The organism is Bacillus sp. BPN334 (genome assembly GCF_008368885.1).
In the GTDB taxonomy this organism is placed as follows: Bacteria; Bacillota; Bacilli; order Bacillales; family Bacillaceae_G; genus Bacillus_A; species Bacillus_A wiedmannii.
Map to the genome: position 1 here is coordinate 24,567 of NZ_QOZW01000013.1, position 17,639 is coordinate 42,205.

General features: G+C 30.7%; 10 protein-coding genes, 3 pseudogenes and 2 riboswitches. Of the genes and pseudogenes, 10 read left to right on the forward strand and 3 right to left on the reverse strand.

Features of this window, described 5'->3' with window-relative positions; all coding sequences use genetic code 11:
* Positions 1-651: 651 nt before the first annotated feature.
* From DN393_RS20670 to xerS, 8 genes and pseudogenes are all read left to right on the forward strand, one after another.
* Positions 652-2,736: an alpha-amylase family glycosyl hydrolase gene (locus DN393_RS20670; protein ID WP_149173812.1), complete on the forward strand. Its 2,085-nt coding sequence runs from the start codon at positions 652-654 to the stop codon at positions 2,734-2,736.
* Positions 2,737-2,908: 172 nt separating this feature from the next.
* Entirely contained in the window at positions 2,909-4,231 is a 1,323-nt protein-coding gene (locus tag DN393_RS20675) for an alpha/beta hydrolase (protein ID WP_149173813.1), read from the forward strand.
* Positions 4,232-4,259: 28 nt separating this feature from the next.
* The gene (locus DN393_RS20680) at positions 4,260-5,348 is read left to right on the forward strand and encodes a hypothetical protein (RefSeq protein ID WP_088047391.1); all 1,089 of its coding nucleotides are present in this window, start codon (positions 4,260-4,262) and stop codon (positions 5,346-5,348) included.
* A gap of 167 nt (positions 5,349-5,515) precedes the next feature.
* Positions 5,516-5,833: a hypothetical protein gene (locus tag DN393_RS20685; RefSeq protein WP_064474063.1), complete on the forward strand. Its 318-nt coding sequence runs from the start codon at positions 5,516-5,518 to the stop codon at positions 5,831-5,833.
* Between the two features lie 38 nt (positions 5,834-5,871).
* Positions 5,872-7,224 (forward strand): ANL family adenylate-forming protein, encoded by a 1,353-nt coding sequence (locus tag DN393_RS20690; RefSeq protein WP_149173814.1) that lies wholly within the window; start codon positions 5,872-5,874, stop codon positions 7,222-7,224.
* 664 nt (positions 7,225-7,888) lie between these two features.
* A pseudogene (locus DN393_RS20705) lies at positions 7,889-8,020 on the forward strand (colicin E3/pyocin S6 family cytotoxin); the annotation flags it as partial.
* 55 nt (positions 8,021-8,075) lie between these two features.
* Positions 8,076-8,177 (forward strand): annotated as a pseudogene (locus DN393_RS20710) (DUF4879 domain-containing protein); the annotation flags it as partial.
* Positions 8,178-9,253: 1,076 nt separating this feature from the next.
* Positions 9,254-10,330 carry a tyrosine recombinase XerS gene (gene xerS / locus DN393_RS20720; RefSeq protein WP_098103235.1) on the forward strand — a complete coding sequence of 359 codons (1,077 nt, stop codon included), beginning with the start codon at positions 9,254-9,256 and terminating at the stop codon, positions 10,328-10,330.
* 180 nt (positions 10,331-10,510) lie between these two features.
* Here xerS and DN393_RS20725 read toward each other — a convergent pair whose 3' ends face one another.
* Positions 10,511-11,605 (reverse strand): phosphodiester glycosidase family protein, encoded by a 1,095-nt coding sequence (locus tag DN393_RS20725; RefSeq protein ID WP_098103236.1) that lies wholly within the window; start codon positions 11,603-11,605, stop codon positions 10,511-10,513.
* Between the two features lie 158 nt (positions 11,606-11,763).
* Positions 11,764-13,092, reverse strand: coding sequence for a magnesium transporter (mgtE, locus tag DN393_RS20730; protein WP_149173816.1), 1,329 nt, complete (start codon positions 13,090-13,092; stop codon positions 11,764-11,766).
* Positions 13,093-13,371: 279 nt separating this feature from the next.
* A riboswitch (M-box (ykoK) riboswitch) is annotated at positions 13,372-13,539 on the reverse strand.
* Between the two features lie 507 nt (positions 13,540-14,046).
* Positions 14,047-14,223, forward strand: a riboswitch (M-box (ykoK) riboswitch).
* A 185-nt stretch (positions 14,224-14,408) separates the two neighbouring features.
* Between mgtE and DN393_RS20735 the strand changes: the two genes are divergently transcribed.
* Entirely contained in the window at positions 14,409-15,527 is a 1,119-nt protein-coding gene (locus tag DN393_RS20735) for an FtsW/RodA/SpoVE family cell cycle protein (RefSeq protein WP_088063474.1), read from the forward strand.
* A gap of 221 nt (positions 15,528-15,748) precedes the next feature.
* Here DN393_RS20735 and DN393_RS20740 read toward each other — a convergent pair whose 3' ends face one another.
* On the reverse strand, positions 15,749-16,786 hold the full coding sequence (locus tag DN393_RS20740) for a serine hydrolase domain-containing protein (protein WP_088047372.1): 1,038 nt from the start codon (positions 16,784-16,786) through the stop codon (positions 15,749-15,751).
* A 246-nt stretch (positions 16,787-17,032) separates the two neighbouring features.
* Between DN393_RS20740 and DN393_RS20745 the strand changes: the two are divergent.
* Positions 17,033-17,512 (forward strand): annotated as a pseudogene (locus DN393_RS20745) (FAD-dependent monooxygenase); the annotation flags it as partial.
* Positions 17,513-17,639: the final 127 nt, after the last annotated feature.

Genomic DNA, 17,639 nt, shown 5'->3' on the forward strand with positions numbered 1-17,639 from the left:
ATTATTACATTCGTAGAAGCAAGTCTATAATGTATAGAGAAATTGTTAATGAATATTTAAGGGAGAACATTTTAACTGTACAATAATGTTTTAACTTTTATATAAGATTTTCAAAAATAAAATATTTCTCCAGATTATTTTGAAATTTCCTTACAACTTTTTCCTAGGTTTTTAATATTTGTAAGAACAGAAACTATATTTGTATTTTATAGTTAATTTAGGCATATAAGATTGAAATTAGTAGTATAAATGGTGATTTTATTAAAAATCTAGCATTTATTATAAATACTCCTCTCTTCAGAAAATTTTACCAAATATTTTCAGGTGAATATTACCAAATTAAAAATGTTTTGTCTATATATTTTATTAGTTCTCTATTTTGTAAGCTGATTCAATGAAAATATTTTCTATATTTATCCTCCCTATATAATGACAATTTTTCCCTTACTTCGACATAAATCAAATGGTACAGTTTACAGGACAAATATAGAACCTACTTGTAGACGTTATTTTATATAAAAATTAAAAAAACAGTAGTTACTAGTTAGGAGGGAAAATATATTCTAACTATTTTTCAAATGGTACTTAAGGGTAGGGTGCTGAATGTTTGAAAATAGCTGATTAATACTTCTATAGGATGGAGGTTGTCATTTGAAAGAAAAAGATAGGCTTAAATTTAGTAGGAGTAGTGTGAATTTTTCTAAAGATATAATATATCAAATTGTAACTGACAGATTTCTTAATGGATGTCCATCATATAACCCAAAAGGAGAGTTATACGATGAATCTAGGAGAAATAAAAAGAAATACTTTGGTGGGGATTGGATAGGGATTATTGAAAAATTAAATGCAAATTATTTTACTGAACTAGGTGTGACGTCTCTATGGATATCTCAACCGGTAGAAAATATCTTTACACCAATAAATGATTTGGTAGGAAGTACTTCATATCATGGGTATTGGGCTCGTGATTTTAAAAGAGCAAATCCTTTTTTTGGGACATTTGAAGACTTCCAAACATTAATCAAAACTGCTCATGCAAAAGACATAAAAGTTATTATGGATTTTGCGCCGAATCATACCTCACCTGCATTACACGATGATGCGACCTATGCTGAAAATGGTAGATTATATGATGATGGATTATTACTTGGTGGATACGATAATGATTACAATCATTATTTTCATCATAATGGTGGGACGGATTTTGAAGAATATGAAGATGGAGTTTATCGTAATTTATTTGATCTTGCAGATCTAAATCATCAAAATATCGTTATTGATTTGTATTTTAAAGAAGCTATTAAACTATGGTTAGATCAAGGAATAGATGGCATACGGGTTGATGCAGTGAAACATATGTCATACGGCTGGCAAAAAAGTTGGCTAAATTCAATCTATAATCATAGGCCAGTATTTATTTTTGGTGAATGGTATATAAATCCGAATGAGTATGATCATAGAAATATTAACTTTGCAAATAATAGTGGTATGAGTTTGTTAGATTTTAGTTTTGCTCATAAAGTACGTGAAGTTTTTCGAGATGGAATTGATTCCATTTATGGTTTACACAAAATGATTGAAGAAACATATCAAATTTATAATGATGCGAACAATCTTGTTACTTTTATTGACAATCATGATATGGATCGTTTTCACATGAAGGAACAAAGTAAACGTGGAGTAGAACAATCATTAGTATTTTTATTAACTTCAAGGGGGATCCCTTCTATATACTACGGTACAGAACAGTATATGGTTGGGAATGGAGATCCGAATAATCGTGGTCAAATGGAATCTTTTAATGTAAATACAGACAATTTTAAGATAATACAAGCTTTATCTTCGTTACGTAGATTAAATAATGCACTTCCATATGGAACTACTAAGGAACGGTATATAACAGATGATCTCTATGTATATGAAAGATGCTTTGGCGGTGATGTGGTATTAATAGCTTTGAATCGAAATTTAACAGAAGGGTATGAAATAAAAGGTGTTAAAACAGCACTTCCTTCTAGAAAGTATAAAGATATATTAGAGGGCCTTTTAGATGGTGAGGTAATTACGGTTGAGAATAATAGTATAAATTCATTATGGCTCGGACCAGGATCAGTACATGTTTGGCACCATAAAGGAGTAAATAGTTTACCTTTAATAGGAACTGTGGGACATAAAATGACTACAGTTGGTCAAATAATTTGTATTGATGGATGTGGTTTTACTTCTAAAAAAGGATCTGTATTTTTTGAGGAAGAAGAGGCGGAAGTGATTTCATGGTCACATACTAGTATTCAAGTGAAAATTCCAGTGGTGAACGACGGTAAATATGGAATTACTGTTGTAACAGATAAAGGAACTAGAAGTAATATCTATAAACATGTGGAGGTCTTAAATAAAAAACAAGTTTGTATTCGATTTGTTATTGAAAACGGATATGAAATACCCGAGAGTGAAGTTTTTATAATGGGGAATACATATTCATTAGGGGATATGACCCCTTGCAAAGCAGTAGGGCCATTTTTTAACCAAATCATGTATCAATTTCCTATTGGTTATTTTGATATATGTGTTCCAGCAGATACCCTGCTTGAATTTAAATTTATTAGAAGGGTAAATAAAACACTACATATTGAAGGGGGAGAGAATCATAGATACCAGACACCAAAGTTTGGAACAGGTGAGGTTGTGGTAAAATGGCAAACCGCAGAAAAATCTATCTTGGTTGAGATTTAATGATATGAATCTACTTGCTATTAAAAATATTAATTTATATCCATGAGCTATTTCATTTTGAGGGTTAAATCAGAAATTTATACTAAAGATTTCTAGAGTATAGCTTTGGAGTTTAAAAAATCCGTGTTGAACTGTATGAAGAGAAGTGAAAAATACAATTTTGGAGGTTGCTATGGTACACGCTTCTAAAGTGATTACTATTGAAGATTTTTACTCTGAAACACTAGAAAATAGTAGGAAATTATTTGTATATTTACCACCTGGTTACGAAAAGCATTCACAGGAAAGGTATCCTGTATTATATATGCATGCCGGGCAACGTCTATTTGAGCCTTTAATAAAAAATGATGAATCTTGGAATGTCCACAAGACAGCTGATGAGCTAATTCTTGAAGGGAAAATTCAAAAAATAATAATTGTAGGTATAGCACATAAAAGAATTATAGAGAACAATGAGTTTTGCCATTTTATTTCACCAGATAAACATATAAAATGCTCAGGTTTATTATATGAAAAATTTATAATCAATGAGGTGAAACCTTATATCGATGATAATTTCAGAACAATGTCTGACGCTAAAAATACTGCTTTAATAGGTTCTTCAGCAGGAGGTTTATCAACTTATAATATCGGTTTCCGTAACCCTAAAGTGTTTGGGAAAATAGGGATGATATCTCCATTCTTTGTGAAAGTCGAAGATGACCATTCAGAATTAAAATTATATGAGATGTATAAAGGGAAAAAAGACTTGAAAGTTTGGATGGATATAGGTAGTGCAGAAGGCTTTTTCTTGGTGAAACATGTAAGAGATATTGCAGAAACTTTATTAAAAAATGGTTATAAATATAGAGATAATTTAATTTTTTATCAGGATCCAAATGGTGCTCATTTTGAAAAAGACTGGGGAGATCGTATGCATCTTCCATTAATATATTTCTTTGGAGATATAGGGAATATAGTTAATGTTACCTTAGATGGGCGAGATGAAGTTGGATTAACTGGAATGAAGGTGAAAATTAATCCAATTATGACGTACGATAGTGGCTTTAAAATGAGTGATTTAGATGGTGTGTTTTTAGTCAATAACCCAGATGTATTAGAGGTTATGAATGATGGAACGATTATACCCAAAAAAATAGGAGAAGCCGAAGTCACCTTTGTAACACAAGGTGTAAAGGGAATACCAAAAAAATATAAGGTAATAGAAACATTATCAGAATTTGTAGATGTTTCCGTAACAGTCGAAGTACCTGAAAATACACCAGCTGGTGAACGAATTTATATGAGTGTAGGAATGATACTAGATAGAATAGAAAAAAATCGTTTTGCTGGGAACTTTACAGTGCCTAGGGATCTTGCATGCAAGTTTAAGTTTTCAAGAGGCTTTAGGCTCTTTGAAGTGGATAAATTTGGACAACCTATTCAAAATAGGAAATTTAAAGCTACTAAGGACTTACAGTTAAATTATACTGTCGAGAACTGGATAGGACTATAAAAATTAAAAGTGTGGGGTGAGTGCTGCAGTGAAAATGAAGGAATTAACACCAACCTTTGATGTTCCTTATTATTATTCATGTTATATACCAATTCTTCACGATAAATTAAAAAGTATGGGTAGTATTAGTTACTTGAGCTTAATAGCAAATGAAGAATTATATAGCATACCATCTTACCGTGTGGATACTACCACATCTGCACCTTCTGTAGCTAGATATACACAGTTGTTAGAATATAATCAAACATTTCGCATGGAGAAAAATGTGTATTCTGATTTTGGAAATGGTCTTCAATTTATAAAAGAATGTCTGAATCGTCAAGAAGTTTTTATTGCCTTAGGAAGTACATTTTTTCTACCTTATAGTAATGATTATTTGAATCCAAAATTTATAAAGAGTCATATAGATATCCATACGGATAAGTATGTTACAGACCACTACTTAGCGATTAACAAACTTACAGAAGATAGTGTATTTGTTCAAGATCCTGTCCCTAATAAATATATGGGAGAGATATTACTTGAGGAGTTTCATTCTTTTTGGAAAGGTGGAAGAGGTATACCTGAATTGGTTCAGGCAAAAGGAATAGAAAGAATCTCATCTTACTCCTCAATTAATGTGATTATAGAGACAAAAATAAACCTAGAAAATATTAGAGATATTTTTTTGAGAACATTACAAAAGATATCGAGTGAGTATATTAGAGGTTTAGTTATGAGAAAAAACAATAAGATATATTATTTTGGCAAGACTGCAGCACTTGAACTTAAAGAAAATATAAATACCGATTTTCATAAGCAACGAAACATGTTTCCTTTGTATTTAAAATGTTTATTTGATATGAGATGGAGTAGATATTTTTTATATGACTTACTTATAGATATGAATGATTTATTTAAAGATAAATTTATGCATCTTGCTAGTGACTTAATGGATATAAAGCAATCATGGGAAAGACTGTATAAGATTGCACATATTAAATTATTAAAAAAAGATAGTAACTTAAGTGATCTTGAATCTTTTAATTTGATAATGATGGATGTTATTACTAGAGAGAGTGTATTACACGAGAATATTTTATTTCTTCTGCAACATAATTATAGTCTCCAGTCTTGATAGAGAAGAGATAATTGAGAAGTAAAGTAAGGGAACTACTATGTGTATACTTATGTATCTTAGTAGTAGATGAAAACGTGTATCTAGTGTTCATGTTAAACACTTCTACAGGTGTTGGAAGGAAATCTTCATAGTAAAAAATGATTTATAAAAAGGAGTGCATTTACTTGGAAAATACTAATAAAGAAAAGATTATTCAAATCGTATTGTGCTGTGTTGAAGAAGTGAATGAAAATCTTGAAAATAAAATTGATCTTGAAAAAGGCTTGAAAGCACATCTTTATGATTGGGAAGGGTATTTAGATTCGCTGGGACTGGTATCTTTGCTGGTAAGTATTGAACAAGGCTTAGAAGATGAATTGGGTTTATCCGTTGATTTGGTTAATTTAGATACAATGTCACAACATAATAGCCCATTTAAAACAATAGATACATTAGTTGCGTATATCATACAATCCCAGGAAACATTAAAATCACTAACATAGCAAAATAATAAAGGATAAAACTTAAAAGGAGGTTGGGTATGCATATTGATTTTTTATTAGAAAGGTTTGAACTGAACAAAGAATGCGAAGCTATTGTTTGGGAGGATAAAACTTACACGTATGAGTGGTTACTAAATCAAACAAAGATTTATACTAGGGAGTTAAATGAAAATAGAAAGATGGAGTATAAAATAGTCTCTTTAGAAGCGGACTATTCTCCATATTCCATAGCAATGTTTTTAGCACTTATTGAATTAGGATGTACAGTAGTACCAATCTTAAATTCCTTGGTTGACAGCAAGAAGAAAGAATACTATGAAATAGTTGAATTAGAAAAAGTAATTAAAGTTGAAAGTGGATGTTTTGAAATCATTAATATGCAAAGAGATTACATTCAAAATGAATTATTATTACAACTGAAAAAGTTAAAACATCCAGGATTAGTATTGTTTTCATCTGGCACAACTGGACGCAGTAAAGCAATTGTACATGACTTTACGTTACTTCAAAAGAAGTACAGCGTTGCAAGAAGTGCAAAGCGGGTTATACCATTTATGTTATTTGATCATATTGGAGGAGTTAATACGCTCTTCCAAATTCTTTCTAGCCTAGGGTGTTTGGTAATTATAGATGATCGTACCCCTAATCAAGTATGTAATATGATTGAGAAACATCAAGTGCAAGCTTTACCCGCATCACCAACTTTTATAAATTTACTTATACTGAGTGAAGTTTATAAAAAGTATAAATTAAATAGTTTGCAGACTATTTCTTATGGATCAGAAGTTATGCCGGAGGCTACATTAAATAAAATAAACGAAATTTTCCCTCACATTAAAATTATACAAATGTATGGCTTGTCAGAATTGGGGGTTTTATATTCACAATCTAAATCGAATGATTCTTTGTGGATCAAACTAAGCGATGGGAATATTGAGACAAGAGTTGTGGATGGAATGTTGCAGGTTAAATCAGTGTCTACGATGATTGGTTATATTAATGCTCCAAGCCCATTTACCATAGATGGCTGGCTTATGACAGGCGATATGGTGGAAGTAGACGGAGATTATATTAAAATCTTAGGAAGAAAATCAGAGCTTATAAATATTGGCGGAGAAAAAGTATTTCCAGCTGAAGTTGAAAATGTAATACAGCTAATGAGTGGAGTAGAAGAGGTCGCCGTAGTTGGTGAAAAAAATGTAATCACGGGGCAAATGGTTAAGGCTGTTGTTAAATTGAATACGAATGAAACTGTAAGTGAATTTAGAAAGCGATTGAGAGAGTTCTGTAAAGATAAACTACCAGTATATAAGATTCCACAGAAAGTGGTTCTAACAACTGAGAAAATGCATACAGATAGGTTTAAAAAAAACAAGAAAGTATTTATGTAATTATAGTTTTTATAATAGGGAGAGGTCGCCTTAGATTAAAATACAAATAAAAAAGTACTTCTATTTAAGTTCTTTTAATTTAGGAAATAGATTGGCCTGACTTACGTCTGGGATATGTTATCTTATCCTTTTTCGAATTGGCTTGTTTTTAATTTAATTACAAGTTTCGCATAAATAAGCTTCTCCTTAACACAAATAATGAAGTGTTGGGGAGAAGCTTTATTTTTGTTAGTGTACTTATAAAGTTTGCTGTTGTTTAGTTTTATGATTTAGTAGTAATTTATCTAAGGAAATAGATTGGATGTTAGTTAGTACAAAAATAAAGATACAGCTAATAATAACTCAAATTCAAACCCTCCTATAAATCCTTTATTGAATTTTATGGTAATAATCGGTCCAGCCAAAAGTATAGAAAATAAGGTTGAAATGCATTGGTTTTTATTTTCCAACTTTTGGTTTAATGAAATAAGGTTCGACTTCTCCATTTTGTATTTGAATATCCTGAATTGCTGTATTATTAATAGAACCTTTAATGGATCCAAATGTTTTATTTAGGATTAGAGTTAATTCAGACTTTCTAGGGGATATTAGTAGAATAAAGAATACCATTAACTAGTTTACTCTATATCTCTGTTTAAATTTTAACTATGATGATTCAAAATCAAATAATCTTTATGCTTTAGATACACAACATGGTAGATTTGAAATACTTAATAAAAAAGGAAAACACCAGGGAGAAGTAGACTTCAATTTAAACTCAACAAAACCTGCGGACAAATCTGGGGACATGGTTTGAAAATGGGTTAAGAAAGGATTCATTTATGAATGAATTAGTAAAAAAAGCAATACAATATTTTACCACAAAAGAAATGGAATAGGGTCAAAAACCATTTGTAAAAATGAATGGATCCACTTTAATTGGCGGAAAACCAATCGTTGGTTGGTATCATAAGTGAAATGTAGATTTGAAATAAAATTGTACCACTTATAAAAAATATGATGTTTTGAATAAAGTTGTCATGTTTATATAAAAAATTTTATAGATAAGTTTAAAAAAAGAGTGAAACTTGTCTCATAATGAAAAGAATACTTATCTTATTGAGATAAGAGGAAAATTTTGTAGCTATATTTTAAAATCTGCATTTGAATGAAACTAAACTGAATGTTTACCTAAAGAAAGTACAATAAAAAAACCTTGGATGCAAAAGAACTAAAGGAAACACTCTCTATCGACATCACGCACTATTAAGTTTTGAGTACAACACAAGCTATTTAGTCTTAAGGGGTTAAAGTTAACTGTTTTTATTAAAGTGTATTTACATGATAGCTATAGCCTATAAGCAACCATATAATCAATATAATATGTATAGGTGAATGTATCTGAAACTAAAAGATATTCATACTGATGAAAGGGAATGATGCATTTTATTGAATTAACATAAGAGTATTATAAAAAAAGTAAAAAAGTAAAGACCTTATAACTTCGCACGAAATATCAATTTTACGAACAATAAAATGTATTAATAAAACTCTAATACAGTATTTAGGAATTTCGAGCTCATTAGCATGAATCTCCCTATATTGGCATGTGTCCATATAATTCATATTTTATATAGAAATTATCAAATACTAAATTACTCATTGCAAAATTTTTATAGTAAATTACATTTAAATTTATAAAAGTTTTTCTTATGTTGATCTATTTAACTCCTTATAATCATGATTAAATTAACCAATTCGTATTTAATAACAACTGTTAAAAATTTTTCGTGTATTCATTTTGTATGAATTTATATATGAAAATTGTTTTATTTTGTACACCTGTGAATGTGATTTTTATAGCTTAATACAGATTTATCACACGCATATCTATAATTTTATTAGAATGACTACACTATCCTTATTTAATTTTGAGTATATTTTAGTAACCCATAATTTAATTATGTAAATAAGTCTGTGTAAAAATTGAATTTAACGCGAACTTGTGTTCGTAACTTTTTTCTGTTATAGTATTTATGAGGTGATTTTTATGGATTACAGCAAGCAACGTCAAAAATCCGTACATCGTAAAAAATTATACGAAAATTTAAATGAAATGCCCTTTTACATAGAAGAATTTGTGGAGTATAAAGAATTGCATGATGCCTCTCCCTCCACCCTACTGAATTATGTATATGATTTTAGAGTCTTCTTTAATTGGCTATTATCTGAACAAATTATTGAATTTAAGCCCATTAAAGACGTATCTTTCTCTGATTTGGAGAATTTAAAGAAAAAAGATGTCGAGAACTTTATGAGGTTTCTAAAACTACAACAAAACATGCAGAATTCCTCTGTTAACAGAAAAATTTCGGCCTTAAAATCTTTATTTAAGTACCTCACCTCCCTATCAGAGAATGAAGATGGAGAATGCTATTTTTATAGAAATGTAATGGCTAAAATTGAAATACATAAAGATAAAGAAACATTAAATGCTCGTGCAAAACGTATGAGGTCTAAAATATTCCATAATGATGATGATCAAGAATTTCTGGATTATGTTAAGTACGAACATGAAAAATCTTTAACAAAACATCAGTTATTCTATTTCTTAAGAGATAAGGAGCGTGATGTAGCTATTCTTTCCCTCTTTCTTGGTAGTGGTATTCGTGTAAGTGAATTGGCCGATCTCCGCATGGAAGATATAAACTTAAAAGAAAGACTAATTGATGTAATCCGAAAGGGAAACAAAGAAGATTCCGTTTGGATTACCCCCATTGCATTAAATGATATTGAAAAATATATAGAAACTAGAGATAACAAATACGCTCCAGGGAAAGAATTAAAGAATGTGTTTCTATCAAAGTATAAACATACTGCACAGCCTCTTTCAGTTAGGGCTATTCAGGATATAGTAGAAAAATATACTAAGGCTTATGGAAAAAGAATGTCTCCTCATAAATTACGACATACATTGGCAAATAAGTTATATATGGAAGAAAAAGACTCGTTACAAGTGATGCAGCAGCTTGGGCATACCAGTCAAGATACAGCTCTGTTATATACTCAACTTGGAGAAACAACTATTAAAGATAGTTTAGGAAGAATAGGAAAAAATAAAGAATAAGGTTTTAGCAATTTTGTATTGCTGAACTCTTATTCTTTTTCTTACCCCCAAAAAAGGGTTTACATATTATATATATTTAGCTTGAAATGTAGTTTTATTGTATAAAAAATACATAATATAAATTTTACATTAATTGGTTTATAAAAACACTTCATATTTACATTTGCTTCTTATTACTATTTAATGAGATATAATATTTGTATCAAACTTATCGAATGTTTCGGAATTTACTTTTTCTCCATCTATCGTCATATTTATTTTCTGTTTCGGATTTGCTGTTACCACCCAAGCATTTGGTAAATAACGATCTTCATGTGATAATGTAGAAGGTGAATTTATAACCCTGCCTCCTAAATATATAGTAGCAGAGGATCCTCCATCCATTGCCATTGCATTTATTGCTCCTTTTTCATATAGAATATCTTGACACTCTTTTAACGTAGCTCCTATGCTATGTGTTTGTCTACCATCTATTACTAGAAACATAATTGTACCATCTTCTTTTTGGGCCATAATACTTCGCGGAGCAGAACCCCAACCACCGTCTCCTTCTGTAATCATTTTTTCACCATTTACAATTAACTGTGGCATAAATCCTGCTGCTGAAACGACTTGTTTATCCAAAAGTTGTCGGGTAGAATAATTTCCTGTTATCATATGCCCAAACTTTGTTAAACCCGTAATAATTGTAGGGGTATTAATATCCATATTCGTATCAATAGCTTTCCCATTTTCTATTACTATTCCAGTTGCAACATTTCCTCCACCCCTTCCTGTTTCATCAGCAAATCCACTTGCATTCACAGCAACAAGTGCATGATTACGTTTTGCCATTACACTAATTTTTTCTCCCCTGTTAGCACCCTGTGTTCCTTGATGGCTAACAAGTTTAACATTGAAAGGATTACTAATAGTGACTAACTTTCCTTCGAATAGAAAGCGACTATCTTTATTACTTTTAATTGTTTCTACATCAATTTCTAATGGCTGACTTTTTAATTCTTCTAATCTTTTTCCTACTATTTTTTTATAAATATGCTCATCACTGTTTGACCATTTCGGATGATTAATTCTATCTTGCAGTTTATCTAGTTCCTTTTGGGATAGGAGTGTATATTTCGCATATTGTGGATGCTGAGAAGTTAGTATACTCCCAGCGATTGTTATACGAAGCTCTCGGCCATAGCTAGTACCAAATAATATTCCTATGCCAATAATCATTAAAATAGAAAATAGAAGCAAGATTCTTTTGAAGATTTTTCTTAGATGTTTCATAGTTTTATCCTCCAGCATTCATTACATTCAATAAATCCATTAAAATATTATTTATCTAAAGACAAAAGTGCTTGATTTTCTCATTACTAAATTTCCCACTATATTTTAGTAATCAAGGCAAAATACTTATTCCGCATTTGTTTTTTTTCAGTGTATATTTACAAATGTAATAACGTTTTTGCAACCATGAAATAAATTACTAATCCTGTTCCGTCAACAAATGTTGTAATAAATGGACCTGAAACAACTGCAGGATCCAGTTTTAATTTTCTTAGAATTAAAGGTAAAACAGCTGCAACAAGAGAGGCCCAAATAACAATAAATAATAAAGTGATTGCTACAACTTGTGCAACTTCTGTTCCAACACCTAACATATAAGCACGAGTGAGTCCAGCTACCGCAAGTGCAAGTCCAAGAAGCATACCAATTGCAAGTTCCTTTTTCATTACACGGAAAATGTCTTTAAATTTCACCTCTCCAATACCAATTGCACGAGTAATTGTTGCTACAACCTGTGTTCCTGTATTCCCTCCAGTACCTACTAATAATGGAACAAAGAAAGCAAGGGCAACTACAGTTTCAATTTCGTCTTCAAAATACTTTAATACTGTACCTGTATATGCCTCAGCAACAAAAAGAAGTAATAACCATGGTAGACGTTTTAAGAAAATGCTCCAAATGCTAGCTTCAAAGTAAGATTGATTTAATGGTTCACTTCCGCCTAACTTTTGAATATCTTCTGTAGCTTCTGCTTCCATAACATTCATTACGTCATCAAATGTTATAATACCAATCATTTTATTATTTGCTGTTGTGACAGGTATTGCTGCTAAATTATAATTCAGTAGCTTTTTTACAACTTCTTGCTGATTAATTTCAGCTTGTACTGAAATTACCTCTTGAATCATGATAGTAGATAATATCTCTTCATCTGGTGCTAGTAATAACTCATGTATGGAAACGATTCCCTTAAGATAACCGTGATTATCAAGAACATAACTATAAGATATTGATTCTACATTTTTAGAATGTTCCCTAATGTACTTCAATGTCATTTTTACTGACCAATTTCCTCTAACTGCAACAAAATCACTTGTTACAAGACTTCCCGCCGTTTCAGGTTTGAAAGTCATCAATTTTTTCACGTTATGTTTTGTAATTTTATCTAGATACGCCATTAATTTAGCCTGTTTTTCCGGATGAACCGCTAGAAGTAAATCTACTAATTCATCAATCGGTTGTAAATTCAGCAACTTTTTGGCTTTATTTTCAGATAAGTGAATTAAGATATTATATTTTTCTTCTGCACTCATATATTGAAAAATTTTAGAGCTTTTTAATACAGGTATTGTATTTAGCAATATGACTTGATCTTCAATTGAAAACTGTTTTACTTCTTGTGCAATATCATACGATGGATGACGTAAAACTTTCTCTGTATCCAAGTTATTTTTGGTTATAAGTAATTCCTTTAATAATTTCTTCATGTTAACTCCTCCTCATATTGCTAAGGGAGACTCTAGAGTTTCATGAGTGGTTTTGTTTTATTTTATCTGTCTTAAATTTTTTATTAAAGCAATAATAGTTACATTGCAATCAATTCATTAGTTAGAATTACCTCCTTTTTGAATATAGACAAGATAAAAACAAATAAAATTAAACAGAAAAACCTTTACTCAAAAAGGAGTAAAGGTTTTTTCACAATACAAATAAATGATTATTAAGACCGCCCTGCCAAAATCACAGAGGTGCCTTTCTATCAAATCGTATACCACTCCCTCGTTGAGTTTTAGCACTGTATAGCATAGGTTTTTATAACCAGCTACATTAAGAAGGGCCTTAATCCGACCGTTCCTGTTGACCCATTGGCGTCTCTCGACATTTTTGGGCAGCAGCGTTTCTCTATACAGGAGCCTCACCTAACAAAGATTATTGAATTACTTCAAAATTTAAACCAGAATTTAATATTTGTCAACTCACTTTCAATTCTATTCTTAAAAACTTTTTTATAGAAAATGAAAATATATCTATCACAAATTTAAAATTGCACTAAAAAACATAGAATTCATTCGAAGAAACGTTAAAAAACATATGAAATTTCGTATATGAAACTTATTGTTTATAATCAATCTTTAACTTTATAGCAAAAGATAAATGATTAGTCATTCTGTACTTTAAAAGAACATTCTTAAAAAAATCTTCTTTTATGATTAAAATCTTCTTTACTGTTTATCAAATTTATATGGTTAAACTACTTAATCAAACTATATACTACAAGTCGAAAATATGTACTTATACGGAATGATTACATACATTTTCTCACATCATTTCTCAAAGGATTATAAAGCAATAAAACATATAAAATTAGCAATACGGTTACTTGACAAGAAAAAAATATATATTTATGCTTGCTACACGAAACAAATACATAAAATTTATATTGCTTAACCTGTTAGGTGAGGCTCCTATGCAAACACAGGCTATTGCCCAAAAATGTCGAAAGACGCCAATGGGTAGAACAGGAATTGTCGGATTAAGGCTCTTCTTAAGATAGCTAAGTGATGAATTTTCATTACTTTACGTTGTATAGTGCCAAAGCTCTACTAGGGGGAAAAAGCCTTATTTAGTCATGCCATTTTGAATCCCCCTAGTTATATACTAGGGGGATTTTTGCGTAAGAAAACAGGGTGTAAGCGATAGAATCTGCCTAAACAAAAATCCTGTTAAGTAATTGACGAGAAAAAGGTTTAATGGATTAGCAAATGTAATATTATGTTTTGTTTTAAATTAGGAGGATATTAAAATGAAAAAAATATTAAAACTCGATTATCTATTGCTCCTCCCTCTACTCATAACATGTACCTTAGGTATTATCATGATGTATAGTGCGAGTTCCATTGTCGCTGTCCAGCATTACGGTTATAACAGTAGACACTTTATTGATTCTCAATTAACAAAGCTAATTTTAGGAACAATAGGGTTAATAGTTTGTGCCATACTCCCATATGAAATATGGAAAAAACGAATAGTCTCTATTTGTATTATGGTTGGGGGGATTTTTTTATTAATTATGGTTTTATGGAAAGGAAAAGTGGTAAATAATGCTCAATCATGGATCTTTGGAATACAGCCAGCTGAATTTCTTAAATTAGGAACAATACTCGTAACAGCCCGTTTTTTTGCATTACGACAAGAACAAGCTAAAAATAGCTGGAGTGGTAGTGGAAAACTTTTATTGTTTTTAGCTACAATTTTTTTTCTTATCTTTAAACAACCAAATTTAGGATCAGCACTTTTAATAATAGGTATAGGTTTTAGCATATTTTTTTGCTCAGGAATAAATATAAATCTACTAATCAAAAGAACTACCATCGGTTCTATTTTGGGATTACCTATTTCATATTTTTTAATTCAATATAGTTTGTCAGAAGTTCAAAAGACACGTATTACTACGATTTTCAATCCCTTTGTTGATGCACAAGGAAATGGATACCAGCTTGTAAATTCTTTTATTGCCATTGGCTCTGGAGGAATTATTGGTCGTGGATTTGGAAATAGCATACAAAAAACAGGTTATCTTCCAGAACCACATACTGATTTTATAATGGCAATAGTTTCTGAAGAACTAGGATTTATTGGTGTATTTATTCTATTGGCTGGTGTTTTGACTATAGTACTTCGCTCTTTAAAAATAGCACAATTATGTGTAGATCCATTCGGCAGTTTTATAGCAATTGGTATAGGGTGTATGATTGGTATGCAATCCGTTGTAAATTTAGGTGGTATTACAGGACTATTTCCTCTTACGGGTACTCCATTTCCGTTTATAAGTTTTGGTGGAAGTTCTTTAATGGTCAATTTAATAGCAATAGGAATATTGCTTAATATTTCAATTTTCAATAAAATTAAGTTTGATAATTAGAATATTTAGTTTTAAAATTATAAAATTCCACCCTATTAATTAATCTATATTCAAAGAATTTCTAATTAATTTTTTACTGTATGAATGCTAATATTTATATTTATTTCAATACCTAAAAAGGCAAGCATAAATTTATGCTTGCCTTCCGTTCTCAAAATTGATTACACCTAAAACAACGTGGGATAAAGCAAATTTAAATACTGACTTCTACCCTCTATTTTTTACTTTTCTAAAACAATTTCTGCTATTTCATTAGCATATTTTTTAGAATCAAATCCATCATAGTTACTTAGGACTATAACAGACAAATATTCTTGTGGAAACCGCATGAAGTGTGAACGATAACCCGCCCAACTTCCTGAATGTTCCAAGTACCGACAGTTAAAACCTTCAGCAAGCCTTAGTCCAAAAGCATAATCTTCATTGTCAATAATCGTCTGCCCAGTTGGGGAAATTTTTGGACCTATTTCGCTCATTCTTTTAACAAGTTCTTTTCCACCAACGGTACCTGTAGTTAAATTTTCTCCCCACTTTATCAGGTCTTCAACTGTTGCATGAACTGCCCCATCCCCTGTATGTTCCCAAGGACTTTCATAGACCATATATGCTCCTTGTTCATTCTTTGAATACCCTCTAGCAATTGATATAGTAGTTGGGTAGCAATCCACAATTGTTGTGTCTTTCATATGTAAAGGATCAAAAATACGATCCTTTGTAAACTGACGTAGAGACTTGCCGCTTACCTTCTCTACCACTTGTGATAATAAAAAATATCCTGTATTGCTATACTCAAATTTTGTACCAGCTGCGAACCTTGCAATTTGATGACCATTAAGGTGGTTTAGCGATTCTTCCACAGTTAATGTATCAGTAAATTTAATAGTTGCTGTTTCAGCCAATTCCATATAATCAACTAGTCCACCAGTATGATGAATTAGATGTCTTAATGTTACATGTTCAGCATATGTTCCAATAAAAGGGATGAACCTCACAATTGAATCATCTAAACTCAATCTTCTCTCTTGTTCTAAGAGTAATATAGAAAATGCTGTGAATTGTTTAGAAACTGAGGCAATGTTAAAAATATTCTTTGTGGTTATAGGTAAATTTTCCTCTATAGAAGCTAAGCCAACCGCACCTTTATAAGTTACCCCGCTATCAAAACTAGCAATATATGCACAGCCAGGAGCTTTTGGTGAAAACTTGTTAAATAATTGTTTAATCAATGTATGTGTCTTTTCATTATATGAATTAACCATCTCAATCTCGTACCCCTTCCATTAAATAATTAAAAATAGATTACCCTATTATCTTTCTCATATTGAATCCAATTAACCTTCGTATCGAATGTTTGATATAGGGAATATCTCAAATTACCCCCACTTTAGTTTCTGGGGAAACTAAAGTGGGGTATAATTATATCTGTACAATAGATATCGTTTACAAATCCATTGTGCAAAATCTTGTCTTAGCTCTTAATTACGTAAAAAAATGGAAGGCATGACATGGAAATTTATTATGATGTAGCGGTAGTTGGCGGTGGTCCGGTTGGACTTATGACAGCATGTGAATTAGCTATTCAAGATGTAAAAGTTGTGGTTTTAGTGAGAAGATTAAATCAGATAAGAAATTCTAGAGCACTCATACTTCATCCCCGCTCCTTAGAATTAATGGCTATGAGAGGTATTGAAAATCGCTTTTTATCCAGAGGGAAGAAATTAGATACAAGCCATTTTGCTGCCCTAGATACAAGATTAAACTTTAAAAATTTAGATACCGATTTTCCATATACGCTTTTTATTCCCTAATCTATTATAGAAGAAATATTAGAAGAGCGTGCGTTAGAATTAGGTGTAGACATTAAACATGGTCATACTTTAAAAGATTTAAAACAGTATGAAACATTCGTACAATTAGAAATAGAACAAGGAAAAACAATATATATAATAGAAGTTCCATATGTAGTAAGCGCTGATGGCGCAAGAATATATTAATAAATATTTATATATAAACATAAGGATTCATATATTATATTAATTAAAAACTTATATTTAAAAGACATTTACTTACTCTAATTCATAAGTAAATGTCTTTTGATTAAAAAATAGTTAT